Source organism: Streptomyces sp. NPDC087263 (genome assembly GCF_044744645.1).
Classification (GTDB): Bacteria; Actinomycetota; Actinomycetes; order Streptomycetales; family Streptomycetaceae; genus Streptomyces.
Genome location: NZ_JBIUYT010000010.1, coordinates 76,306 through 97,085 on the forward strand (window position 1 = coordinate 76,306; position 20,780 = coordinate 97,085).

General features: G+C 69.4%; 19 protein-coding genes and 1 riboswitch. Of the genes, 9 read left to right on the forward strand and 10 right to left on the reverse strand.

The features are described from left to right. The first annotated feature begins 586 nt into the window (after nt 1-586). Nucleotides 587-2,464 (forward strand): sulfatase-like hydrolase/transferase, encoded by a 1,878-nt coding sequence (locus tag ACIPC1_RS30040; RefSeq protein ID WP_402522547.1) that lies wholly within the window; start codon nt 587-589, stop codon nt 2,462-2,464. 127 nt (nt 2,465-2,591) lie between these two features. Here ACIPC1_RS30040 and ACIPC1_RS30045 read toward each other — a convergent pair whose 3' ends face one another. Further along, nucleotides 2,592-2,993 (reverse strand): ATP-binding protein, encoded by a 402-nt coding sequence (locus tag ACIPC1_RS30045; protein WP_402522549.1) that lies wholly within the window; start codon nt 2,991-2,993, stop codon nt 2,592-2,594. A gap of 563 nt (nt 2,994-3,556) precedes the next feature. Here ACIPC1_RS30045 and ACIPC1_RS30050 point away from each other — a divergent pair. Then, nucleotides 3,557-4,345, forward strand: coding sequence for an FkbM family methyltransferase (locus ACIPC1_RS30050; protein WP_402522551.1), 789 nt, complete (start codon nt 3,557-3,559; stop codon nt 4,343-4,345). Nucleotides 4,346-4,480: 135 nt separating this feature from the next. On the opposite strand, the gene ACIPC1_RS30055 is transcribed toward ACIPC1_RS30050, so the two are convergent. The 3 genes from ACIPC1_RS30055 to ACIPC1_RS30065 all read right to left on the reverse strand — a co-directional run bounded on the left by ACIPC1_RS30055 (nt 4,481) and on the right by ACIPC1_RS30065 (nt 7,207). Beyond that, nucleotides 4,481-5,245, reverse strand: coding sequence for a CDP-alcohol phosphatidyltransferase family protein (locus tag ACIPC1_RS30055; RefSeq protein WP_402522554.1), 765 nt, complete (start codon nt 5,243-5,245; stop codon nt 4,481-4,483). Nucleotides 5,246-5,575: 330 nt separating this feature from the next. Continuing rightward, a complete protein-coding gene (locus tag ACIPC1_RS30060; RefSeq protein WP_402522557.1) occupies nt 5,576-6,919 on the reverse strand; it encodes a metallophosphoesterase in 1,344 nt (447 codons plus the stop codon). Nucleotides 6,920-6,934: 15 nt separating this feature from the next. After that, on the reverse strand, nt 6,935-7,207 hold the full coding sequence (locus ACIPC1_RS30065; RefSeq protein WP_402522560.1) for an SCO4848 family membrane protein: 273 nt from the start codon (nt 7,205-7,207) through the stop codon (nt 6,935-6,937). Between ACIPC1_RS30065 and ACIPC1_RS30070 the strand changes: the two genes are divergently transcribed. Next, nucleotides 7,146-8,585 (forward strand): D-alanyl-D-alanine carboxypeptidase, encoded by a 1,440-nt coding sequence (locus ACIPC1_RS30070; protein ID WP_402522563.1) that lies wholly within the window; start codon nt 7,146-7,148, stop codon nt 8,583-8,585. The genes ACIPC1_RS30065 and ACIPC1_RS30070 overlap by 62 nt on opposite strands. Here the strand turns inward: ACIPC1_RS30070 and ACIPC1_RS30075 are convergent. From ACIPC1_RS30075 to trpS, 3 genes are all read right to left on the reverse strand, one after another. After that, on the reverse strand, nt 8,539-9,519 hold the full coding sequence (locus ACIPC1_RS30075; protein ID WP_402522565.1) for a YihY/virulence factor BrkB family protein: 981 nt from the start codon (nt 9,517-9,519) through the stop codon (nt 8,539-8,541). The two genes, ACIPC1_RS30070 and ACIPC1_RS30075, sit on opposite strands and share 47 nt — an antisense overlap. A 188-nt stretch (nt 9,520-9,707) precedes the next feature. Beyond that, a complete protein-coding gene (locus ACIPC1_RS30080) occupies nt 9,708-10,292 on the reverse strand; it encodes a 2'-5' RNA ligase family protein (protein ID WP_402522567.1) in 585 nt (194 codons plus the stop codon). A 268-nt stretch (nt 10,293-10,560) separates the two neighbouring features. Continuing rightward, nucleotides 10,561-11,574: a tryptophan--tRNA ligase gene (gene trpS, locus ACIPC1_RS30085; RefSeq protein WP_402522569.1), complete on the reverse strand. Its 1,014-nt coding sequence runs from the start codon at nt 11,572-11,574 to the stop codon at nt 10,561-10,563. A gap of 78 nt (nt 11,575-11,652) precedes the next feature. On the opposite strand from trpS, the gene ACIPC1_RS30090 reads away from it, so the two are divergent. Together ACIPC1_RS30090 and ACIPC1_RS30095 are read left to right on the forward strand one after the other, a co-directional pair. Further along, complete coding sequence (locus ACIPC1_RS30090) at nt 11,653-12,276, forward strand: RNA polymerase sigma factor (protein ID WP_402522571.1); 624 nt, start codon at nt 11,653-11,655, stop codon at nt 12,274-12,276. After that, entirely contained in the window at nt 12,269-13,375 is a 1,107-nt protein-coding gene (locus ACIPC1_RS30095) for a hypothetical protein (protein WP_402522574.1), read from the forward strand. Before ACIPC1_RS30090 ends, ACIPC1_RS30095 begins: the two co-directional genes overlap by 8 nt. Here the strand turns inward: ACIPC1_RS30095 and ACIPC1_RS30100 are convergent. Beyond that, complete coding sequence (locus tag ACIPC1_RS30100) at nt 13,372-13,518, reverse strand: hypothetical protein (RefSeq protein ID WP_402522576.1); 147 nt, start codon at nt 13,516-13,518, stop codon at nt 13,372-13,374. The two genes, ACIPC1_RS30095 and ACIPC1_RS30100, sit on opposite strands and share 4 nt — an antisense overlap. Before the next feature lie 129 nt (nt 13,519-13,647). Between ACIPC1_RS30100 and ACIPC1_RS30105 the strand changes: the two genes are divergently transcribed. Continuing rightward, nucleotides 13,648-14,361, forward strand: a complete 714-nt coding sequence (locus ACIPC1_RS30105) for a hypothetical protein (RefSeq protein WP_402522578.1) — start codon at nt 13,648-13,650, stop codon at nt 14,359-14,361. Nucleotides 14,362-14,508: 147 nt separating this feature from the next. Here the strand turns inward: ACIPC1_RS30105 and ACIPC1_RS30110 are convergent, their stop codons facing one another. Beyond that, on the reverse strand, nt 14,509-15,957 hold the full coding sequence (locus tag ACIPC1_RS30110; RefSeq protein ID WP_402522580.1) for a glycine hydroxymethyltransferase: 1,449 nt from the start codon (nt 15,955-15,957) through the stop codon (nt 14,509-14,511). Between the two features lie 41 nt (nt 15,958-15,998). Beyond that, nucleotides 15,999-16,085, reverse strand: a riboswitch (ZMP/ZTP riboswitch). Between the two features lie 128 nt (nt 16,086-16,213). On the opposite strand from ACIPC1_RS30110, the gene rocD reads away from it, so the two are divergent. From rocD to ACIPC1_RS30125, 3 genes are all read left to right on the forward strand, one after another. Beyond that, on the forward strand, nt 16,214-17,434 hold the full coding sequence (rocD, locus tag ACIPC1_RS30115) for an ornithine--oxo-acid transaminase (protein WP_402522583.1): 1,221 nt from the start codon (nt 16,214-16,216) through the stop codon (nt 17,432-17,434). A gap of 423 nt (nt 17,435-17,857) precedes the next feature. Continuing rightward, nucleotides 17,858-18,106 (forward strand): alpha/beta hydrolase, encoded by a 249-nt coding sequence (locus ACIPC1_RS30120; RefSeq protein WP_402522586.1) that lies wholly within the window; start codon nt 17,858-17,860, stop codon nt 18,104-18,106. 79 nt (nt 18,107-18,185) lie between these two features. Next, the gene (locus ACIPC1_RS30125) at nt 18,186-19,037 is read left to right on the forward strand and encodes a hypothetical protein (protein WP_402522974.1); all 852 of its coding nucleotides are present in this window, start codon (nt 18,186-18,188) and stop codon (nt 19,035-19,037) included. A 301-nt stretch (nt 19,038-19,338) separates the two neighbouring features. Here the strand turns inward: ACIPC1_RS30125 and ACIPC1_RS30130 are convergent, their stop codons facing one another. Beyond that, nucleotides 19,339-20,739: a PLP-dependent aminotransferase family protein gene (locus tag ACIPC1_RS30130; protein WP_402522588.1), complete on the reverse strand. Its 1,401-nt coding sequence runs from the start codon at nt 20,737-20,739 to the stop codon at nt 19,339-19,341. Nucleotides 20,740-20,780 lie beyond the last annotated feature (41 nt).

Sequence of the window (20,780 nt, forward strand, 5' to 3'; positions counted from 1 at the left end):
GTGGTGAGGCGGTTAGGTCCGGTGGCCCTGAGTGGGGCTGATGACCTGTGCCGGCTCGATGATCTGGGTGGGTCTGACGACCTGTGCCGGTTTGATGATCTGGGTGGGTCTGACTGGTGCTGGTGAGCCCGCTTGACCAGATACGGTGACCCGCTTGACCGGAAGCGGACCTGGATGATTGAACGGGGGCCGACACCGTGCCGTACACAAATGCAGGTGGTACCGGCCTGGCCTGTTCACGCTGATCCGCCATCCTCCGCACCAGCACAGCGTTTCGCACGGAAGGACCGCCGGGTTGTCGTTCAACACGAGCTCTCGCCAGCTGCCGAAAACGAGCGAGACGACGGATGAGACACAGGCACCTCCGGAGGAGGGGCCGACGCCTGAGGGGCCGACGCCGGAGGCCACCTCCGAGGCGACGGCGGGCGGCACGGCCGAGTCGGAACCGGAGCCCACGGCAGCGTCCGCACCGGAGCCCACCTCCGAACCCACTACGGAAACCGCTACGGAAGCCGCTCTCGAGTCCGCACCGGAGCCCACTTCCGAACGCGCTCCCGAACCTGCTGCGGAAGCAACTCCCGCGCCGATGCCCGAGGCAGCTGGGGAACCCAACCCCGAAGCAACGCCCGAGCCTGCCGCGGAACCCGCCCCCGAAAACGCACCCGAACCCACTGCCGAAGCCACCTCCGAAACCGCAGCCGAAGGCGCCACCGAACCCACCTCCGAAACCGCAGCGGAAGGCGCCACCGAACCGACCCCCGAACCCACACCTGAAGCGGCCCCGGCTCTCGGTGGGCGTGGCTGGCGCGTGTGGCGCGGCTGGCGTGACAGGTACCCCGTTGCCGCGACGGCGGTGTCGTGGACCACCACCGCGCTCGCCGCCGCGCTCGTACTGTTCACCCTGCTCATGTCGAACACCATCATCGGCATGGTCCCGCGCGCCTTCGTGCGCATCCCGGTGGAGGCGATCTTCGGCGCCGCGGTTCTGATCGCCCTTCCACGCAAGCCGCGTGTGATCGTGGCGGTGCTCGCGGGGCTGGCCCTCGGCGTGCAAATGGTCCTGAACCTCCTCGACATGGGTTTCAGGGAGTACCTGGGGCGGGACTTCAACCTGGTCCTCGACTGGACGTTGTTCGGCGACGCGCACACGTACCTCCAGGACACGATCGGCAAGACCGGCACACTCGCCACCGTCGTCGCGGCTCTGGCCCTCGTCTTCATCGTGCTCGTCGTCATGACGCTTGCGGTCGTCCGGCTGAGCAACGTCATGGCCCGGCACACCGCCGCCGCGACGCGCACGACCCTGGCCTTCGGCACCGTCTGGATCACCTGCGCGGCGCTCGGCCTACAGTTCACGCCCGACTTGCCGATCGCCGCCGGCCGTGCGGCCGATCTCGTCCGTCTCCGCGCGGAGTCGGTGCAGGACACCCTGCGGGACGAGGCGGAGTTCGCCAAGGTGGCCAAGAAGGACATCTTCGCCGACACCCCGCCGGACCAGCTGCTGACCGACCTGCGCGGCAAGGACATGATGATCACCTTCATCGAGAGCTACGGCCGCAGCGCGATCGACGACCCGCTGATCTCGCCGGGGGTGACCGCGACCCTCACCGCCGAGAACGAGAAGCTACAGAAGGCGGGGTTCGCGGCCGAGAGCGGCTGGCTCACCTCGGCGACGTACGGCGGAAGCAGCTGGCTGGGCCACTCCACCTTCCTGTCGGGCCTGTGGATCAACAACCAGCAGCGCTACCGCACCGTCAGCACGGGCGACCACATGACCCTCACCAGCGCCTTCCAGAAGACGGGCGCCTGGCGCACGGTCGGCATCATGCCGGGCGTCCAGAAGACCTGGCCGGAAGCAAAGTTCTTCGGCCTCGACAACGTGTACGACTCGCACGAACTCGGCTACAAGGGCCCGAAGTTCAGCTGGTCGACCATGCCCGACCAGTACGCCCTGACCGCGTTCGAACGCCTGGAGCACGGCAAGCAGCAGGACAAGCCCCTGATGTCGGAGATCATCCTGACCTCCAGCCACCAGCCCTGGGGACCGATCCCCAAGATGGTCCCGCAGGACCAGGTCGGCGACGGCTCGGTCTACGACGCCATCGAGAAGGCGGGCACGGACCCGGCGGAGCTCCTCACCAACTCCACCAGGTCGAAGGAGGAGTACGGCAAGTCCATCCAGTACTCGGTGACCAGCCTCATCGACTACCTGGTGAAGTACGGCAACGACAACACCGTGCTCATCTTCCTCGGCGACCATCAGCCCATCGCCCGGGTCAGCGGCAACAACGCCAGCCGTGACGTGCCGGTCTCGATCGTCGCCAAGGATCCCAAGGTCCTCGACAAGATCGCCGACTGGGGCTGGACGGACGGGCTTCAGCCCAATGGGACCACCCCGGTCTGGAAGATGAGCGACTTCCGCGACCGGTTCATGACGGCGTACGGTTCCACGCCGACCCCTTGATGACCAGTGACCGACGTCCGTATGACCGGTGACCGGTCATACGGACGTCGGCAAGCCGGACGCTGACCAGTCGGACGCCTGTAAGCCGGACGCCTGTAAGCCGGACGCCGGTCAGTCGGACCCCGGGTCAGTCGGACGCCGACACCAGCACCCACACCGTCTTCCCGTAGCGCCCCCGGCTCCACACCCCCCACGCCTCGGCCAGGCTCTCGACGAGGTGAAGGCCGCGCCCGGCCTCCTCCCACTCCGCGACCGTCCGCAGCCGGGGCTCGGCGAAGCCCTCGTCGGAGACCTCGATGAAACAGGAGCCGTCGGCGAGGGCGGTCACCGCGACCTCGAACTCCCGCTCAAGGACGGGGCCGTGGCGCACGGCGTTCGTCACCAGCTCCGAGACGAGCAGGACGGCGTCCGCGAGTGCCGGGTCATCGGTGTCGTGACCCCAGTCGACCAGATGGTCCCGTACCCGGCGCCGGGCGAGACCGACGGACGCCGGATGCCTGGGCAGCCGAAATGAGTTGCGTCTCAGCACATCTGCTCCTCACCCCGCACACACCTCCGACACATGGTGCTGCGTTGGGCAGGGACGCGATGTCACTCGGATGAGTGCCGACCCATGGGATCACGACAGCTGTCATACCCACGAGATCACGTCGGTTGTCATATCCAGCTCAGCCGCCAGAGGCGGAGGACCCCGGTCCGCCCGACGGATACCGGCCGCCGCCGACGTCCTCACTGCTGAGTACATACTCCTTGCGCCGCCACTGGGGAATCAGCGGAACATCGCGGGCCACGGCGTCAGGCAACTCCCGGACGCGTGCCGCTGCGAGGCCCCGCCACGCGTCCTGCCGACTGGCCGGAACCAGCCGGTAGACGCCCACACCGCCAACCCGCGCTTCCCACTGCCGCTCCCACTCCCACTCCCGCCGACGAGCGGAGCTCCCTCACCCCCCACCGAGATGAGGAATGAGGAATGAGAAAGGCTCAGCCTTTCAAGAATTGTCCGCCATCCCCCTCCCCCCCCCGGACAGTACATAACGCCGGCACCTACCTTATTGAACATCGAACAGGGCCTGCGCCGGGGTACAATCCCACATGGACTTCAACAATGACGCACTGGAATCCCTAAAAGCCGATCCGACCACTTCCCCCATCCACCGGTCGCTTAATTTCTATTACGGGAACGCCGGGCAGGATGCGGCAATGGACGCTTTCTACGCACAGTTCGTGCGGCCCGGCGACCTGGTTTTCGACATCGGCGCCCACGTCGGCGATCGCATTGGCAGTTTTCGCCGACTGGGGGCACGTGTGACAGCCGTCGAGCCGCAACCGCTGTGCATCCGCGCCATCCGTGAAATCTATGCAGGTGACGAGGACGTAATATCCGTCGAAGCCGTGTGCGGCGCACACGAGGGAGCGACGAAATTCTACATAAACTCACTCAATCCCACAGTGTCCACGGCATCGGCAGAATTCATAAAAGCCGCCGACGGAGCAGGTGGCTGGCAGGACCAGGTATGGGACGCGGAAATGGACGTGCCGGTCGTCACATTCGACGGTCTCATCAAAACATACGGTACGCCGGCATTCGCCAAGATAGATGTCGAGGGCTTCGAAGCCTCAGTACTGTCCGGACTCAGCCGTCCACTGCCTGCACTGTCGTTCGAATTCACGACGATCGAACGTGCGGTCGCGCAGCGCTGCCTGGACCGCGTGACGGGACTGGGGTTCGGGCTCTTCAACGTGTCCATGGGCGAGAGCATGAAGCTGAACTTCGATGAGTGGGTTTCGTCCGAGACGATGGCCGCTCACATCCTGGCGCTGCCACACGAGGCCAACTCTGGCGACATCTACTGCCTGTCGTCGCAAGACGCAGCCGCGTAACGGCTCTTACGGTCGTACCACCCCGACCGACCGACACCACCAGGCAAAACACCGCGGCAGCTCCGCGACCTGATCGGCCGGACCACGCCCCCGCGCAGACCTCACAGAGAAAAGTTGAGGGGCTTTCGCCACCAGCTACCGCAACACAAACTCAAGGTCAGCCGTACGCAGTCTCGTCAGCCGCTTCCGCGCCGACTGCCTCCACAAATACGCCACATCGATGCCGAACGACCAGACCAGCGTGCCAATTGAGAGCGCAACGCAAACCTGCGCCATTTCCAGAGGGAGGAGCCCCGCACTGACGACAACCAACACAACACCTTGGGAAGCGGCCACAACCTTCCGCGACATTCGAGGCAGCAGCGGGGCACACAGCCACGGCATCGCCCATGATGCCAACACGAAGGTGTAGCGGAAAAGCCCGATCGCAGCGGCCCACCAACCGAGAGACGTCGCGATAAAGACGCTCAGGACAATGGCCAGGACGGAGTCCGCCTCCATGTCGAACCGTGCACCGAATCTCGACGCGGTGCCTGTTCGGCGGGCTACCTGACCGTCTGCGGCATCAAGAATCAGGGAAAGTGCGGCCAATCCGATCAGCACCGGCCGATACGCGTCTCCACCAACGGAGTCGGCGACAAGAGCCGCCACACCCCCGGTCAGGATCAGCCTGCCAAAGGTGACGCTGTCAGCAGGTCCCCACTGGTGAACGTCGGGCTGTTGCAGCGCGCGCGAGAGCAAGACCCACGTAACAACGGAATACCCCAGCCCCACGAGCCAACCGGCTACGCCGAGTCCCACTGTCGCCCCCAGCAGAACCAGAACGGCCGCTTGGACCACGACGCCCAGAGTTGGCGGGTAGATCCGCAGAGCCACTTCTCGCTGCGCGAGATCCGTCACCGTTCCTCCTAAAGCCCACCCGTCAAGGCGGCCCGGTGTCGGCGCCGCACCCTGACCAATACGTCCGCCGACGCCAGTCCATTCAAAGCCAGGGCACGCCCACTTACTTATTTCATGTCCCGGGGGCCGACGTCACCGACGGAAGCAGACCAACCGGCGGAGACCACTGCCCCGGCACAGGCGCCCGGGATGCCGGCACACACGGCAGCAAAGGGATACCACGGCCCAGGCGAAGAGCTGGCGCGACCTGCTCCCGCCGACACCCTCCCGTGCCCTGCCCTCCCCCTCCCCTGCCCTGCCCTGCCCTCCGCCCTCCCCCTCTCCAAGTTGTCAGGCCTGCGTTGAAGCCAGTTCGACCACCGTGATGTCCGACGGGGCCCCCACCCGCGTCGGCGGCCCCCAGGCGCCCGCGCCCCGGCTGACGTACAACTGCGTGTCTCCATACCGCTCCAGCCCCGCCAGGGTCGGATTCGCCAGGTCCGCGACGAAGTTGCCGGGCCACAACTGCCCGCCGTGGGTGTGGCCGGAGAGCTGGAGGTCGACGCCATGCCGGACGGCGTCGTGGATCTGGACCGGCTGGTGGGCGAGCAGGACGCTGGCCCGTGTCGTGTCCCGGTCGCCGAGCGCCTTGGCGAAGTCGGGACCCTGCCCCTCGCTCTCGCCCGCCACGTCGTTCACCCCGGCGAGGTCGAAGGCGGGCAGCTCCACGCGCGCGTTCTCCAACGGGCGCAGCCCGAGCCGCCGTACCTCCTCGACCCACTGCTCGGCACCGGAGAAGTACTCGTGGTTGCCCGTGACGAAGAACGCCCCGTGCCTGGCCCTGAGCTGGGCGAGGGGTGCCGCGGCGGGCCCGAGGTCCTTCACGCTGCCGTCGACCAGGTCGCCGACGACCGCGATGAGATCGGGCTGGGTCGCGTTGATGGTGTCGACGACCTTCTGCGCGAAGCCCCGGCCCAGAACCGGCCCCAGGTGGATATCGCTCACCACCGCGATCCGGAACCCGTGCGCGGAGCGCGGCAGTCTGGCCAGCGGCACGGTCACCCGCTTGACGGAGGGCCCACGCAGGACGCCGTACGTCCCGTACCCGACCGTGCCCACGGCGGCAGCAGCCGCGGCACCCCCCACCACACGGGAGACGAAGAGCCGCCGAGACGGCCCACCACCCGCACCCGCAGAACCGGCCGAAGGGGACGTACCGGAACGTCCGCCCGCAGCGGCTGGCGCGTCAACACCGTCAGCTTCCGAAGCAGCCGATTCCGCGCCTGACCGAGGACGGATGCTCCGGTGCGGCCCCGACCCGACGACAACCGCGGGCGAGGCGGCCTCAGCAGTCGTAGCAGGCGCGCCGGTCCCCCTCCGCGACAGGAACCGCCGCAGCAACGGCCGTGCGACCTCCCCCACCAGCAGGCTCAGGGCGAGATACATGAACAGCGCCAGCCACAGGAACCCGGGCCAGGCCAGCGTCTGCTGGAGCCAGAACGGCGCACCGCCGCGCTCGGCGACGAGAGCCGTGACCATCAGCACGGGCCCGGCGACGAACACGACGGTGCCCAGGCGCCGGGCCGGCCCCGCCGCGCGGGTCGTATCGTGCACCACGCGGCGCCACTCGTACCAGTGCAGTGCTCCGAGCGCGGCCACCACGGCCACCAGAATGACCACAAAGACAACGACCACGGTGTCGTACCCCCGTTATGGCGTCTGGTGTGACGACGCCTGGTCCGACGACATCTGGCGCAAGGCGCGAACCCCGCGCAACCCGATGCCCCCGACAACCGTCCCCAAGACGAAGGAGACGACGGCGAGCGTCAGGTGCACCCAGAAGTACGCCGTCGGATCGCCCGCGTCGTCGAACGCGAGCCCGCTGCCGTCCTTGAACAGATTCTTGATGAAAGTGATCCAGATGACCCAGCTCCACACCCCGAAGGCGACCAGGAACCAGGAGACGGGGCGGGTGAGCTTCATGGGTTCAGTATCGCCGTCACCGACCGGGCTCCGGCGCCGGGGTGGGGAGGGGAATGGGACTTCCCGGCCGGAGCCATGTAATTTCTCGACCGTGCCCGCCACCAACTCGACCCCGTCCGCCAGCAGTAAGACCGCCCTGCGGCCCTTGCTGGTCACTTCCGCGACCCTGCTGTCCCTCTCCCTCACCGCGCCAGCGTTCGCGCTCGCGGACGCAGGCCCGTCCCCAACCCCCTCGGCCACACCCCCGGCGAACATGTCGACGGTGGGCGGCGAACGGCTCGGCAAGGCCGGGACGCAGGTGAACCTCGGCACCGGCGCCCCCGTACTGCCGAAGGACATCAGCGCCCGCTCCTGGATCGTCTCCGACGCCGAGTCCGGCGAGGTCCTGGCCGCCCACAACGCGCACTGGCGGCTGCCCCCGGCGAGCACTCTGAAGATGCTGTTCGCCGACACACTGCTGCCGAAGTTCCCGAAGACCACGGAGCACAAGGTCGTGCTCTCCGACCTGGCGGGCATCGGCGCGGGATCGAGCATGGTGGGGATAAAGGAGGACGAGACGTACACGGTCCACGATCTGTGGCTCGGCGTCTTCCTTCGCTCCGGCAACGACGCCGTACACGTCCTGTCCGCCATGAACGACGGCGTCGACAAGACGGTCAACGACATGCAGGCGCACGCGGAGGAACTCCAGGCCCTCGACACGCAGGTGGTCAGTCCGGACGGCTACGACGCGAAGGGCCAGGTGTCCTCGGCGTACGACCTGACGCTGTTCGCCCGCTCCGGGCTACAGAAGGCGGACTTCCGCGAGTATGCCTCTACGGTGTCGGCGAAGTTCCCGGGCGAAACGACGAAGGACAAAAAGGGCAAGACAACCCGCGGTTCCTTCGAGATCCAGAACACCAACCGCCTGCTCACGGGTGACAGCGACATCTCGCAGTACCAAGGCATCGCAGGTGTGAAGAACGGCAACACCACGAACGCGGGGGCCACCTTCACCGGCGTCGCCGAGCGCAACGGCAAGGTGCTGCTCGTCACGGTCATGAACCCGGAGAAGGCCGAGCACAACGAGGTCTACAAGGAGGCGGCCGCGCTCCTGGACTGGGGTTTCCAGGCGGCGGGCAAGGTCGAGCCGGTGGGCGAACTGGTGCCGCCCCAGGGCGTCGACACCAGCGCACAGCCGAGCGCGAACGCGACCACGCCAGGTACCGACACCGCGTCCTCAAAGCCGGTGGCCGCGTCCGCCGGGGCAAACGGCGGTTCGAGCGGCGTAGGGATCGCCCTGGCCGTCGCGGGCGGCCTCCTCGTACTGATCGCGGCCGGTAGCTTCCTCGTCAACCGCCGCTGGCCGCTGCCGGACCTGATGCGCCGCCGTCGCTGACTTCGGCGTCTTCGGCCTTCTCGGCGTCTTCAGCGTCTTCGGCGTTCTCGGCGTTCTCGGCGTCTTCGGCGTCTTCGGCCACGTCCTCCTCGCTCTGCGTCGCCGTCCAGGCGGCGCAGAACAGCAGCAGCTTCGCGGTGAAGTTGATCCACAGCAGCAGCGCGATCGGCACCCCGAACGCGCCGTACATGCTCTTCGACGCCACTTCGCTGATGTAGCCGCTGAGCAGCAGCTTGAGCAGTTCGAACCCGCCGGCGCCGATCAGCGCGCCGACGAGGAGCCGACGGCGCGGCGGCTGGACGCCGGGCAGCAGCGTGAGGAGGTACAGCAGGAGCAGGAAGTCGGCGAGTACGGCGACAGCGAACGCGGCGACGTGGAGCAGACCACCGCCCCAGCCGTTCTCGTCGATACCGATCTGGCGGGCCGTCCAGCCGACCGCCGTGGACGCGACGGTGGAGGCGGCGATGGTGACGAGCATGGCGCCGCCGAGCCCGATGAGTATGCCCGCGTCCTTGAGCTTGACCAGGACCGGGTTCTCCTCCGGGTCCGGCAGCTCCCACACCGCCCGCAGGCAGTCCCGCATCTGACCGACCCAGCCGATGCCGGTGAACAGCAGGATGGCGCCGGCGATGACACCGACCGTGCCGGCGTTCTGGACCAGCGAGCTGATGTCGAGCTGGTCGGAGATGCCCGGCACCTGCTCGGCGATCTTGTCCTGGAGATCCTGTTGCTGCTCGCTGCTCAACGTTGCGGCGGCGATCGCGGCGGCGACGGTGAGCAGCGGGAAGAGCGCGACGAAGCTGATGAAGGTCATCGCCGCGGCTAGCCGCGTCCACTTCACCCGGTCGAGACGCTCGTACGACCGCCACGCGTGCGTGGCCATCAGGCGAACCACCAACGGTCCCACGCCGGGAAGCTTTTTCAGCCAGTCCATGATCTGACTCTGCCCTCACCTCGGAAACCCAATGTGCGGGTACCCCAAAAGCGCACGAGCAGGAGCCCGTGTCGGCGGTACGGGACGCGCAGACCGAACACAGGAACGCCCCAAGCCCCACGCCCACGCCCACGGCAGCGGCAGCGGCAGCGGCAGCGAATGCGGGCCCGCGACGGACTCCGTCAGTGTCAGCGCGCGGGCAGTGTGGTGTCGCGCTCAGCGGGCGCGCAGGCCTGCGGAGGCACCACCGCGCCGCCGAAGACGAACTCCCGCAGCTGGCGCCAGACCCCGTCCGCGCCCTGCTCGTAGAGCGCGAACCCGGTGCACGGCCACGCGGCCACGTACCCGGCGAGCTCCCCGTACGCCCTGTCCATCGCCTCGTCGTCGACTCCGTGTGCCACGGTGACGTGCGGGTGGTAAGGGAACTGCAGTTCGCGTGCCACGGGCCCGGAGGCGTCCCTGACCTGCTTCTGCAGCCAGGTGCAGGACTCGGCACCCTCGGCGACGCGCACGAACACGACGGGCGACAGCGGGCGGAAGGTGCCGGTCCCGGAGAGCCGCATCGGGAAGGGGCGCCCGGCGGCCGCGACCTCGAGGAGGTGCGCCTCGATCGCGGGCAGCGCCGAGTCGTCGACCTCCGTCGGCGGTAGCAGGGTGACGTGCGTGGGGATGCCGGAAGCCGCGAGGTCACCGAAGCCAGCACGCCGCTCCTGGAGCAGGCTGCCGTGAGGCTCCGGGACCGCGATCGACACACCGATCGTTACGGTCCCCACGTCGTCTCCTGTCGTCGTATCGGTTCTTCTCGGTTCCTCGCGGGCAGGCGTGACCGCTTGGCTGGTACGGCTATCGACTGTACGACGGTGCGGCCTGATCCCGGCTGTCGTGCGGGTGTTGTACTCGTCTCGTACTGCCTTACGGCCTTGCTGTCGCCCTGGCGCCCTGACATCCCTGGCGCCCTGACATCCCTGGCGGACTTGCCGACCATGACGGCCCAGCCGGTATAACCCCGGTGCCCCTGCCGCACCCCCGCCGTACCGGCTGTCAGTGCTTGGCGGGCAGGAAGCCGACCCTGTCGTACGCCTGGGAGAGCGTCTCGGCGGCGACGGCACGCGCCTTCTCGGCACCCTTGGCCAGGATCGAGTCGAGCGTCTCCGGGTCGTCCAGATACTGCTGGGTGCGCTCCCGGAAGGGCGTAACGAAGTCGACCATGACCTCGGCGAGGTCCGTCTTCAGCGCACCGTAGCCCTTGCCGTCGTACTTCTCCTCCAGTTCGGCGATACCGGTTCCCGTGAGGGTCGAGTAGATGGTCAACAGGTTGCTGATACCCGGCTTCTGCCCCGCGTCATACCTGACGACGGTGTCCGTGTCGGTGACCGCGCTCCTGACCTTCTTGGCCGTCGTCTTCGGGTCGTCGAGGAGGTTGATGAGGCCCTTCGGAGTGGACGCCGACTTGCTCATCTTGATGGACGGGTCCTGGAGATCGAAGATCTTCGCCGTCTCCTTGAGGATGTACGGCCTCGGCACGGTGAACGTCGCGCCGAAGCGGCCGTTGAAGCGCTCCGCGAGGTCCCGGGTGAGCTCGATGTGCTGGCGCTGGTCCTCCCCGACGGGGACCTCGTTGGCCTGGTACAGCAGGATGTCCGCGACCTGGAGGATCGGGTACGTGAAGAGGCCGACGGAAGCCCGGTCGGCACCCTGCTTCGCGGACTTGTCCTTGAACTGCGTCATGCGGCTCGCCTCGCCGAAACCGGTGAGGCAGTTCATGATCCAGGCGAGCTGGGTGTGCTCGGGAACGTGGCTCTGGACGAAGAGCGTGCAACGGTCCGCGTCGAGCCCCGCTGCGAGCAGCTGCGCGGCGGCCAGCCGGGTGTTGGCGCGCAGGTCCGCGGGGTCCTGTGGAAGGGTGATCGCGTGCAGGTCGACGACCATGTAGAACGCGTCATGGGACTCCTGCAGAGCCACCCACTGGCGGACGGCGCCAAGGTAGTTGCCGAGGTGGAACGAGCCTGCGGTGGGCTGGATTCCGGAGAGCACGCGGGGACGATCAGAGGCCATGGGGCCCATTCTCTCAGGTGACTCTCATTGCTCGGGAACAGGTGGGAACCGATTGGGCTCGGGCGGTGTAGCAAGAGTGTGAGGACGCGGGAGGGGGGCCGCATCGTCGTCGACGAGGCCGCGGTGATCGCACGGGTACGCGCCGGGGAGCCGGAGGCGTACGCGGAGCTGGTGCGCGCCCATACGGGCATCGCGATCAGGGCGGCCAAGGCGCTGGGGGCGGGTGCGGACGCGGAGGACGTGGTGCAGCAGGCCTTCATCAAGGCGTACTGCTCGCTGGGGCGCTTTCGGGACGGCGCGGCGTTCAAGCCGTGGCTGCTGTCGATCGTCGCCAATGAGACGAGGAACACAGTACGGACGGCGGTGCGCCAGCGGACACTGGCCGGCCGCGAGGCCGCGCTCATGGAGGCGGAGCCGCTGATACCGGATGCGGCGGACCCTGCGGTCGCGGCGCTGGAGATAGAGCGCCGCGCGGCACTCTTGGCCGCCCTGGACCGCTTGAGCGAGGACCATCGGCTCGTCGTCACCTACCGCTATCTCCTGGAGATGGACGAGTCGGAGACGGCCCAGGCCCTTGGCTGGCCCCGCGGCACGGTGAAGTCCCGGCTCAACCGCGCCCTGCGGAAGCTGGAGCAGCTACTGCCGGACTTCGAGCCTGGCAATCACCGGAAGTCCATGGAGGGAGGTGATGAGCATGAGTGAGCCGTACGAGCCTGGGGGCACGGATTCGTCCTCCGGTGACCGGGGTCGGCGTGCGCGTGGGCCGGAGGGTGACCGGGGGCATGACGGTGCGCCTGGGCATGACCGTGAGGGCGAACGCGGGCATGACCGTGAGGGCGAACGCGGGCATGACCGTGAGGGCGAACGCGGGCGTGACCGTGACCGCGGGCAGGAGGGCTCCTCGCGGCTGCCCGAGGAGCTGCGGGCGCTCGGGCGCTCGCTGGATCAGCCGGGGGCGGCCGGAAGCGAGTCGATGGTCGAGCGGGTGCTGGAGCAGATACTCGCCGAGCGGCTAACGGTCGCGGTCCCCGTTATCGTCCCGTTCCCTGCCCCTGCCCAGGTCCCGGTCCCGGTCCCGGCAGCCGAGCCTCCCACCCGCGGCGAGCGGCTCCGCGGGATGCGCCGCTGGGCCCGGACGCGCTGGCGTGCGCTGACGGCGGGGCTGTGCGGACTGCTCACGGTCCTCGTGCTCACGCCGCCGGTGCGGGCCGCGGTGGTGGACTGGTTCGGCTTCGGCGGGGTCGAGGTGCGGTACGACCCGTCGGCGGTGCCCTCACCCGGAGCGAAGGTGCCCGGCTGCGAGGGCACCTCACTGACACTCACCGAGGCCGGACGGCAAGCGGGCTTCGCACCCCTCGTGCCCCCTGCTCTGGGGACACCGGGAGCGGTGGTGGTGACGCGTGAGCCGAAGGGGCGTTTCCTGGTCACCCTGTGCTGGCGCGAGCAGGGGCACACGATCCGGCTGGACGAGTTCGCGGCGCAACTGGACCCGACGTTCACCAAGACGGTGTCGGAGCAGCCGGAGTGGGTGCCGTTGGGCGCGAGCACGGACCATGTGAATCAGGCGCTGTGGTTCCCCGAGCCTCATCTCCTGGAGCTCTGGCTGGTGGACGGGCACGGCGACCGGTTCACCCGCTCCCAGCGGACCGCAGGGCCGACTCTGCTCTGGACGCACGGGGGTGACATGACCCTGCGGCTGGAGGGCGTGGCGTCCAGGTCACGGGCGGTGGAGATCGCCAGGTCCGTCAACCAGCCGACCGACCGGTCCGCCGACCGGTCCGCCGACGAGCCCGGGACCTAGCCCGGGAGCCGGAACTGGCCCTGGAGCCGGCCCCGAAGCTGGTCCCGGAGGTGGCCCTGGAGCCGGCCCTGGAGCTGGCCCTGGAGCTGGCCCTGGAGCTGGCCCTGGAGCTGGCCCTGGAGCTGGCCCTGGAGCTGGTCCAAAACAGGTCCGGGCGGAATGGGAACCCGGACGCGTCGAGCGGTGTACCAGAAGTGACACGCAGTGTGCGGGCGGGCGCCGCACCTGGATCGACTGGTTGCCCTGGATCGACTGGCTGCTTGGGGGTTGGGATGCGCAGGATTCGTGAACTGGTCACGGTGCTGGGGGCGTTCGGGGCGTTGGCGATGGCGGTCGCCGTGGTGTTGCTGAGCGCACCGGTTGCGGCGGCGGGCGGCCCGACGAGTGTGCTGGTGGTCTCGCCGGAGAGCGAGGAGACGGCCGCGCTGTACTACTCGGACGAGGAATACGGCGAGTTGCAGGGCCTGCTCGGCGACCCGACCAGCGGTTCACGCGAGGAGCCGCCCGGGCTGGGTGCGGGCGACGGCCGTCAGATCAATGTCACGTGGCTGGTCCATGACGTGTCGCCGTGGCGGGTCGACCGTGTGTATCCGGACACCGCAGGAGGCGGAGACGTCTGGATACACACGGCCAACGACGTGCCGCAGTCCACGAACGGCTACTGGCACAAGGCCGAGCAACCGGACGAGGTGCGGGCGCTGTTCAAGTCGCTCGGCGTGCTGGGCGAGTCGTCAGGTGCGGGCTTCGGGGCGATCTATCCGGCGCCCTGGCAGACGGAGGACGCCGCATCCCCCGCATCCGGGCCCACCGACCAGTCCGTTGTGACGGCCACCGCAACGCCGGGCGACGGTACCGACTGGTGGTGGGTCATACCGGGAGCCGCGGCCGGAGCTGCGCTGGTGCTGGTGCTACGTCCACTGATCCCGGGGGCCCGACGGCGGACGAAGCAGGAGCCGGGACCGCGACAGGAGCTGATCGACTTGTGAGCCTCGTGGCGCCCGCGATGTTCACGAACGCCGCGACGCAAGTGACCTTCGCGGGCGCCGCGAGACTCGATCAAGCCGTGAAGCCCTGAAGCCGTGAAGCCGTGAAGCCGACGAGACCCATAAAGCACGGGCCCCGGCCACGAAGAGTCAGCCGAGGTCGATCTCCGGATAGAGGGGGAAGCCGGTGAGCAGGTCGGTGGCGCGGTGGGAGATCTCGTCGGAGATCTTCGGGTCCAGGACGTGCTGGGCCTTGGACGGCTTGCCCTTGGCGGTGGTGCCGGGCTCGGCGGCGGCGAGGACGCGGTCGATGAGACCTGCGATCTCATCCATCTCGACCGCGCCCAGACCACGCGTGGTCAGCGCGGGCGTGCCGATGCGGATACCGGAGGTGTACCAGGCTCCGTTCGGGTCGGCGGGGATGGAGTTGCGGTTGGTGACGATGCCCGAGTCGAGCAGGGCGGTCTCGGCCTGGCGGCCGGTGAGGCCGTAGGAGGAGGCGACGTCGATCAGGTTGAGGTGGTTGTCGGTGCCGCCCGTGACCAGGGTGGCGCCACGGCGCATCAGGCCCTCGGCGAGGGCGCGGGCGTTGTCGACGACGGCCTGGGCGTAGTCGCGGAAGTCGGGGCGGCGGGCCTCGGCGAGCGCGACGGCCTTGGCGGCCATGACATGCGGAAGGGGGCCACCGAGGACCATCGGGCAGCCGCGGTCGACCTGCTCGGCGAGGGTCTCGTCGCACAGCACCATGCCGCCGCGCGGGCCACGCAGTGACTTGTGCGTGGTGGTGGTGACGATCTGGGCGTGCGGGACGGGGTCGAAGTCACCGGTGAGGACCTTGCCGGCTACGAGGCCGGCGAAGTGGGCCATGTCGACCATCAGCGTGGCGCCGACCTCGTCCGCGATCTCCCGCATGATGCGGAAGTTCACCAGGCGGGGGTAGGCGGAGTAACCGGCGACGATGATCAGGGGCTTGAACTCACGGGCGGAGGTGCGCAGGGCCTCGTAGTCGATGAGGCCGGTCGCGGGGTCGGTGCCGTAGGAGCGCTGATCGAACATCTTGCCGGAGATGTTCGGGCGGAAGCCGTGGGTGAGGTGGCCGCCGGCGTCCAGGGACATGCCGAGCATGCGCTGGTTGCCGAGGTCGCGGCGGAGCTGGGCCCAGTCGGCCTCGGTGAGGTCGTTGACGTTGCGGACGCCCGCCTTGGCGAGCGCGGGGGCTTCGACGCGCTGGGCGAGGACGGCCCAGAAGGCCACGAGGTTGGCGTCGATGCCGGAGTGCGGCTGGGCGTAGGCGTGCTCGGCGCCGAAGAGTTCGCGGGCGTGCTCGGCGGCGAGGGCCTCGACGGTGTCGACGTTGCGACAGCCGGCGTAGAAGCGGCGGCCGACGGTGCCCTCGGCGTACTTGTCGCTGAACCAGTTGCCCATGGCCAGGAGGGTGGCCGGGGAGGCGTAGTTCTCAGAGGCGATCAGCTTGAGCATGTCGCGCTGGTCGGCGACTTCCTGACTGATGGCGTCGGCGACGCGGGGCTCCACGGCCCGGATCACTTCGAGGGCGCTGCGGAAGGCGGTGGACTCGGTGGAAAGGGGCTGTTGTGACATGGCGGCCTCCGGACGGCGTGGCGTAGGGCATTCACGATTCACGGTTCGGCCCAGGCGCACGGCACTCGGTCTGCGAGCCGCTCCCCGATGGTCGTTCCCATCCCAGCGCGCCAGTCACGGCCCGCCGGTCACCCTACCGGGCACGCCGGATCGCGAGGCTTCCGAGTCCATCATGCGGGCGACCAGAGGGACGATAGGAATGGGCCGGAAGCCGACCCCCACTCGCCTTCCCCTGCGGTAGGAAACGGAGGATCCCGTGAGCGCTACGGAGACCACGCGGGCGTACATCGCCTCGGCCGACGCGCACAGTGCGCACAACTACCAGCCCCTGCCGGTTGTCGTGGCGACGGCGGACGGGGCGTGGATGACGGATGTCGAGGGGCGCCGCTATCTCGACATGCTGGCCGGATACTCAGCCCTGAATTTCGGCCATGGCAACCGGCGGCTGATCGACGCGGCGAGGGCGCAGCTGGAACGGGTGACGCTGACGTCACGGGCGTTCCACCACGACCGGTTCGCCGAGTTCTGCGCGCAGCTGGCGGAGCTGTGCGGCATGGAGATGGTGCTGCCGATGAACACGGGAGCGGAGGCGGTGGAGACGGCGGTGAAGACGGCCCGGAAGTGGGGGTACCGAATCAAGGGTGTCCCGGACGGCAGGGCAAGGATCGTGGTGGCGAGCGACAACTTCCACGGCCGTACGACGACGCTCATCAGCTTCTCCACGGACGTGGAGGCGCGGGCGGACTTCGGGCCGTACACGCCGGGCTTCGATGTCGTGCCGTACGGGGATCTGCCGGCGTTGCGGGCGGCGGTCACCGAGGAGACGGTCGCCGTGCTGCTGGAGCCGATCCAGGGGGAGGCGGGGGTGCTGGTGCCGCCGGAGGGCTACCTCCAGGGGGTGCGCGAGGTGACGCGTGAGCGGAAGGTCCTGTTCATCGCGGACGAGATCCAGTCGGGGCTGGGGCGGACGGGCCGGACCTTCGCCTGTGAGCACGAAGGGGTCGTGCCCGACGTGTATGTGCTGGGCAAGGCGCTCGGGGGCGGGGTCGTGCCGGTGTCGGCGGTGGTGTCCTCGGCCGAGGTGCTCGGGGTGTTCCGGCCGGGTGAGCACGGGTCGACGTTCGGGGGAAACCCGCTGGCCTGTGCGGTGGCCCTTGAGGTGATCGCGATGCTGCGGTCGGGCGAGTACCAGCGGCGGGCCGCCGAGCTGGGCGATCATCTGCACCACGAGCTGGGGCTGTTGACGGGCACGGGCCAGGTGACGCAGGTACGCGGGCGCGGGCTGTGGGCGGGTGTCGACATCGCCCCGGCGTACGGAACGGGCCGGGAGATCTCCGAGAAGCTGATGGACCGGGGTGTCCTGGTCAAGGACACCCACGGGGTCACCATCCGGATCGCCCCGCCGCTGGTCATCAGCAAGGAGGACCTGGACTGGGGGCTCGCGCAGCTCCGCGCGGTGCTCACGGTCGAAACGTAGGGCTAGGACGGGCTAGCTAGGACCTGTCCGGCCAATCACGCCGCAGACGCGGGGTGTGTGGCACGCACTCCCCCACTGCCTTAAGGGCGTGGGGGCCCTCAGCCGCGTTGTCGTCCCTCGCCGACTCCCCCACTCTCGGCTGCGCTCGAGCGGGGGGACCCCCATCGCGTCGACTCCCTCCTCCGCCTTACAGCTGCATGCGCCACATCTGCCGCCCGTACCGCCGAAGGACGCGGCCAGGGCGTCCCGAGTTTCCAGCTGTTCCCCGACACCGCCGAGCAGGCCCGCGCTCTGGGCGGCCGACACGGCTTCGAGGGCTTCCAGGCTTCCAGGGCTTCGAGTACTACTGCACCGACCGCGCTCGGCATCCGCACTCGGCATCCGCGCTCGGCGAAGTTCCTCACCTGGTCCAGCATCGACCGCATGGTGTCCTTCGACGCCTTCCGCTTCGTCGAGCTGATCGCGCCGCGCCCCCTGCTGATGGCCGTGGGACGCGAAGCGGTGACCTCCCGGATGAGCGTCGAGGCGTTCCCGAGCGCCTGTGGCCCCAAGGAACTCCACTGGATCGACGGCGCCAGTCATGTCGATCTCTACGACAAGGAGCGGCACGCGGGCCCCGCGGTCGCAGAACTGACCGACTTCTTCCGGGCTCACCTGGCCGGGGCCGGGTGACCGGTCCCACCCGGCCGAGGCCAAGGAGGACGACGGCCACGCGCCTCCGCTTCAATACAGTCACTGCGTGCTCTTTGGAATGATCTGTGCCCTTGGTGCGGCGGTCTGCTTCGGTACAGCGACGGTGTTGCAGGCGATGGCCGCGCGGGCCGCGGCCAACGATGACGACGGCGGCGGCTCCGGCAGCGGGTCCGGCGTGGATGCCGCGCTGCTCCTGCGGGCGTTGCGGCAGTGGCGGTATCTCGTGGGGCTCGCGCTCGACGGCGCCGGTTTTCTGCTCCAGATCGCGGCGCTGCGATCCCTGCCCATCTACACGGTCGGGGCGGCGCTCGCCGCGAGCCTGGCGGTGACGGCGGTGGTCGCGGCGCGGCTGCTGCGGGTGCGGCTCAGCCGGGTCGAGTGGGGTGCGGTGGGAGTGGTGTGCGCGGGGCTCGCGATGCTGGGGCTGGCGTCGGGGGCGGAGGGGGACCGGGCGGGGTCCGACACGTTGAGGTACGCGATGGTGGGGACCGCGGTGGCCGTGCTGCTGCTGGGGGCGGTGGGCGGGCGGTTGCCCGGGCGCGGGCGGGCGCTTGTGCTGGGGCTGGGGGCCGGGTTCGGGTTCGGGGTGGTCGAGGTGGCGGTGCGGCTGATCGACGAACTCGCCGTCGGATACCTCCTGCGCAACCCGGCGACGTACGCGCTTCTCGTCGGCGGAGGTGCGGCGTTTCTGCTTCTGACATCGGCCTTGCAGCAGGGGTCGGTGACCGTGGCCACCGCCGGGATGGTCGTGGGGGAGACCGTCGGGCCCGCGCTGGTGGGGCTGGTGTGGCTGGGGGATCGTACGCGGGAGGGGTTGGGGTGGCTGGCCGTGCTGGGGTTCGCGGTCGCGGTGGTGGGGGCGTTGGCGCTGGCGCGGTTCGGGGAGGCGCCGGTGGATGAGGGGACGTAGGGGTTTTTCGCCCCCTCCGCCGCTATCCGTCCCGTACTCGGGGGCTCCGCCCCCGGACCCCGTATCGCGCTGAACGCGCTCGTCGCCAAACGCCGGACGGGCTAGGGCCTGTCTGACCATTCCCGTCTGCCTCGCGACGCCCTGCACGTCCTCTCGCCGCACCGGGCGCAGGCCCAAGTACGTCCCCGTACGAGGGCCCACGCCCGGCACACCGAGAGCACGCACCTACTGCGACACAGGCTGCTGCCGCAGCGGGCGCGAGGCCGCCCTCCGGGCGACGACGGGAATGGTCAGACGGGCCCTAGGAGTGGCCCTCCAGCGCACCGCACAGCGCATCCAGCGCCCCCGACCACGCATGGTCCGGCGGCGTGCCGTAACCCACCACCAGCGCGTCGAGTGGATCGGTGACGGCGTCCGGGTGGCGGTAGCGGGACAGGCCGTGCACGGCGAGGCCCTGCCAGGCTGCCGCTCGCAGGACCGACTGCTCGGTGCCGGGCGGGAGTTGGAGGACCGCGTGCAGGCCGGCCGCGATGCCGGTGGCGTGGACCGCGGGGGCGCGGGTGGCCAGGGCGGAGACCAGGGCGTCGCGGCGACGGCGGTAGCGGAGGCGGGCGGCACGGACGTGGCGGTCGTAGGCGCCGGAGGTGATGAACTCGGCGAGGGTCAGTTGGTCGAGCACGCCGGTGGACCAACCGCCGCCGCCCTTCCATGCCGAGACCTCTCCCGCGAGCGACGACGGCAGGACGAGCCAGCCCAGGCGTAGACCGGGGGCGAGAGATTTGCTGGCGGTGCCCAGGTAGACCACGTGGTCGGGGTCGAGGCCTTGCAGGGCGCCGACCGGCTGGCGGTCGTAGCGGAACTCGCCGTCGTAGTCGTCCTCCAGGATCAGCCCTCCGGTGCGGCGGGCCCAGTCCACGGTCTCTGCCCGGCGGTCGGGGTGCAGCGGGACTCCCATCGGGAACTGGTGCGAGGCGGTCAGCAGCAGGGCCCGTACGCCCGTCAACTCGTCGGTGCGGGTGCCGAGTTCGTCGAGCGGCAGGGGGATGGTGCGCAGGCCCGAGCGGTGCAGCAGGTTCCAGTGCACGTCGAGGCCGTACGACTCCACGGCGAGCGAGCGCAGGCCCCGCCCGTGCAGGACCGCACCGAGCAGCGTCAGGGCGTCCGCGAACCCGGAGCAGACGACGATGCGGTCCGCGTCGGCCCGTACGCCTCGGGCGCGGGAGAGGTAGCCCGCGAGGGCGGTGCGCAGTTCGGGGCGGCCGCGCGCGTCGCCGTAGCCGAGGGCCTCGTGCGGCGCCGCGGTCAGGGCGCGGCGGGCGGCCCTGAGCCACTCGGCGCGCGGGAAGGAGGCGAGGTCGGGGCTGCCGGGGACCAGGTCGTACGTGGGGTGGCCCGGCTCACGGGTGCGGGGCGCCGATTCCGGCGCCGGTCGCGCAGCCGCTCTCTCCGCCACCCGGGTGCCCGAGCCCTGGCGTGCGGTGAGCCAGCCCTCGGCGACGAGAGCGGCGTATGCGTCGGCGACCGTGTTGCGGGCGATGCCCAGGTCGGCGGCGAGCGAGCGGGAGGAGGGGAGGCGGATTCCGGGGGCGAGCCTGCCGCTGCGGACCGCCTCGCGCAGGGCGTCCGTCAGACCTCTGCGGACACCGGGCCCGGTCGGCTCGACATGCAGGTCGACCCCCAAAGTGGCCCATGCTTCTGCCATAGAAATGGACCATACCTCTGGGCTACTCCGCTCGTAGGGTC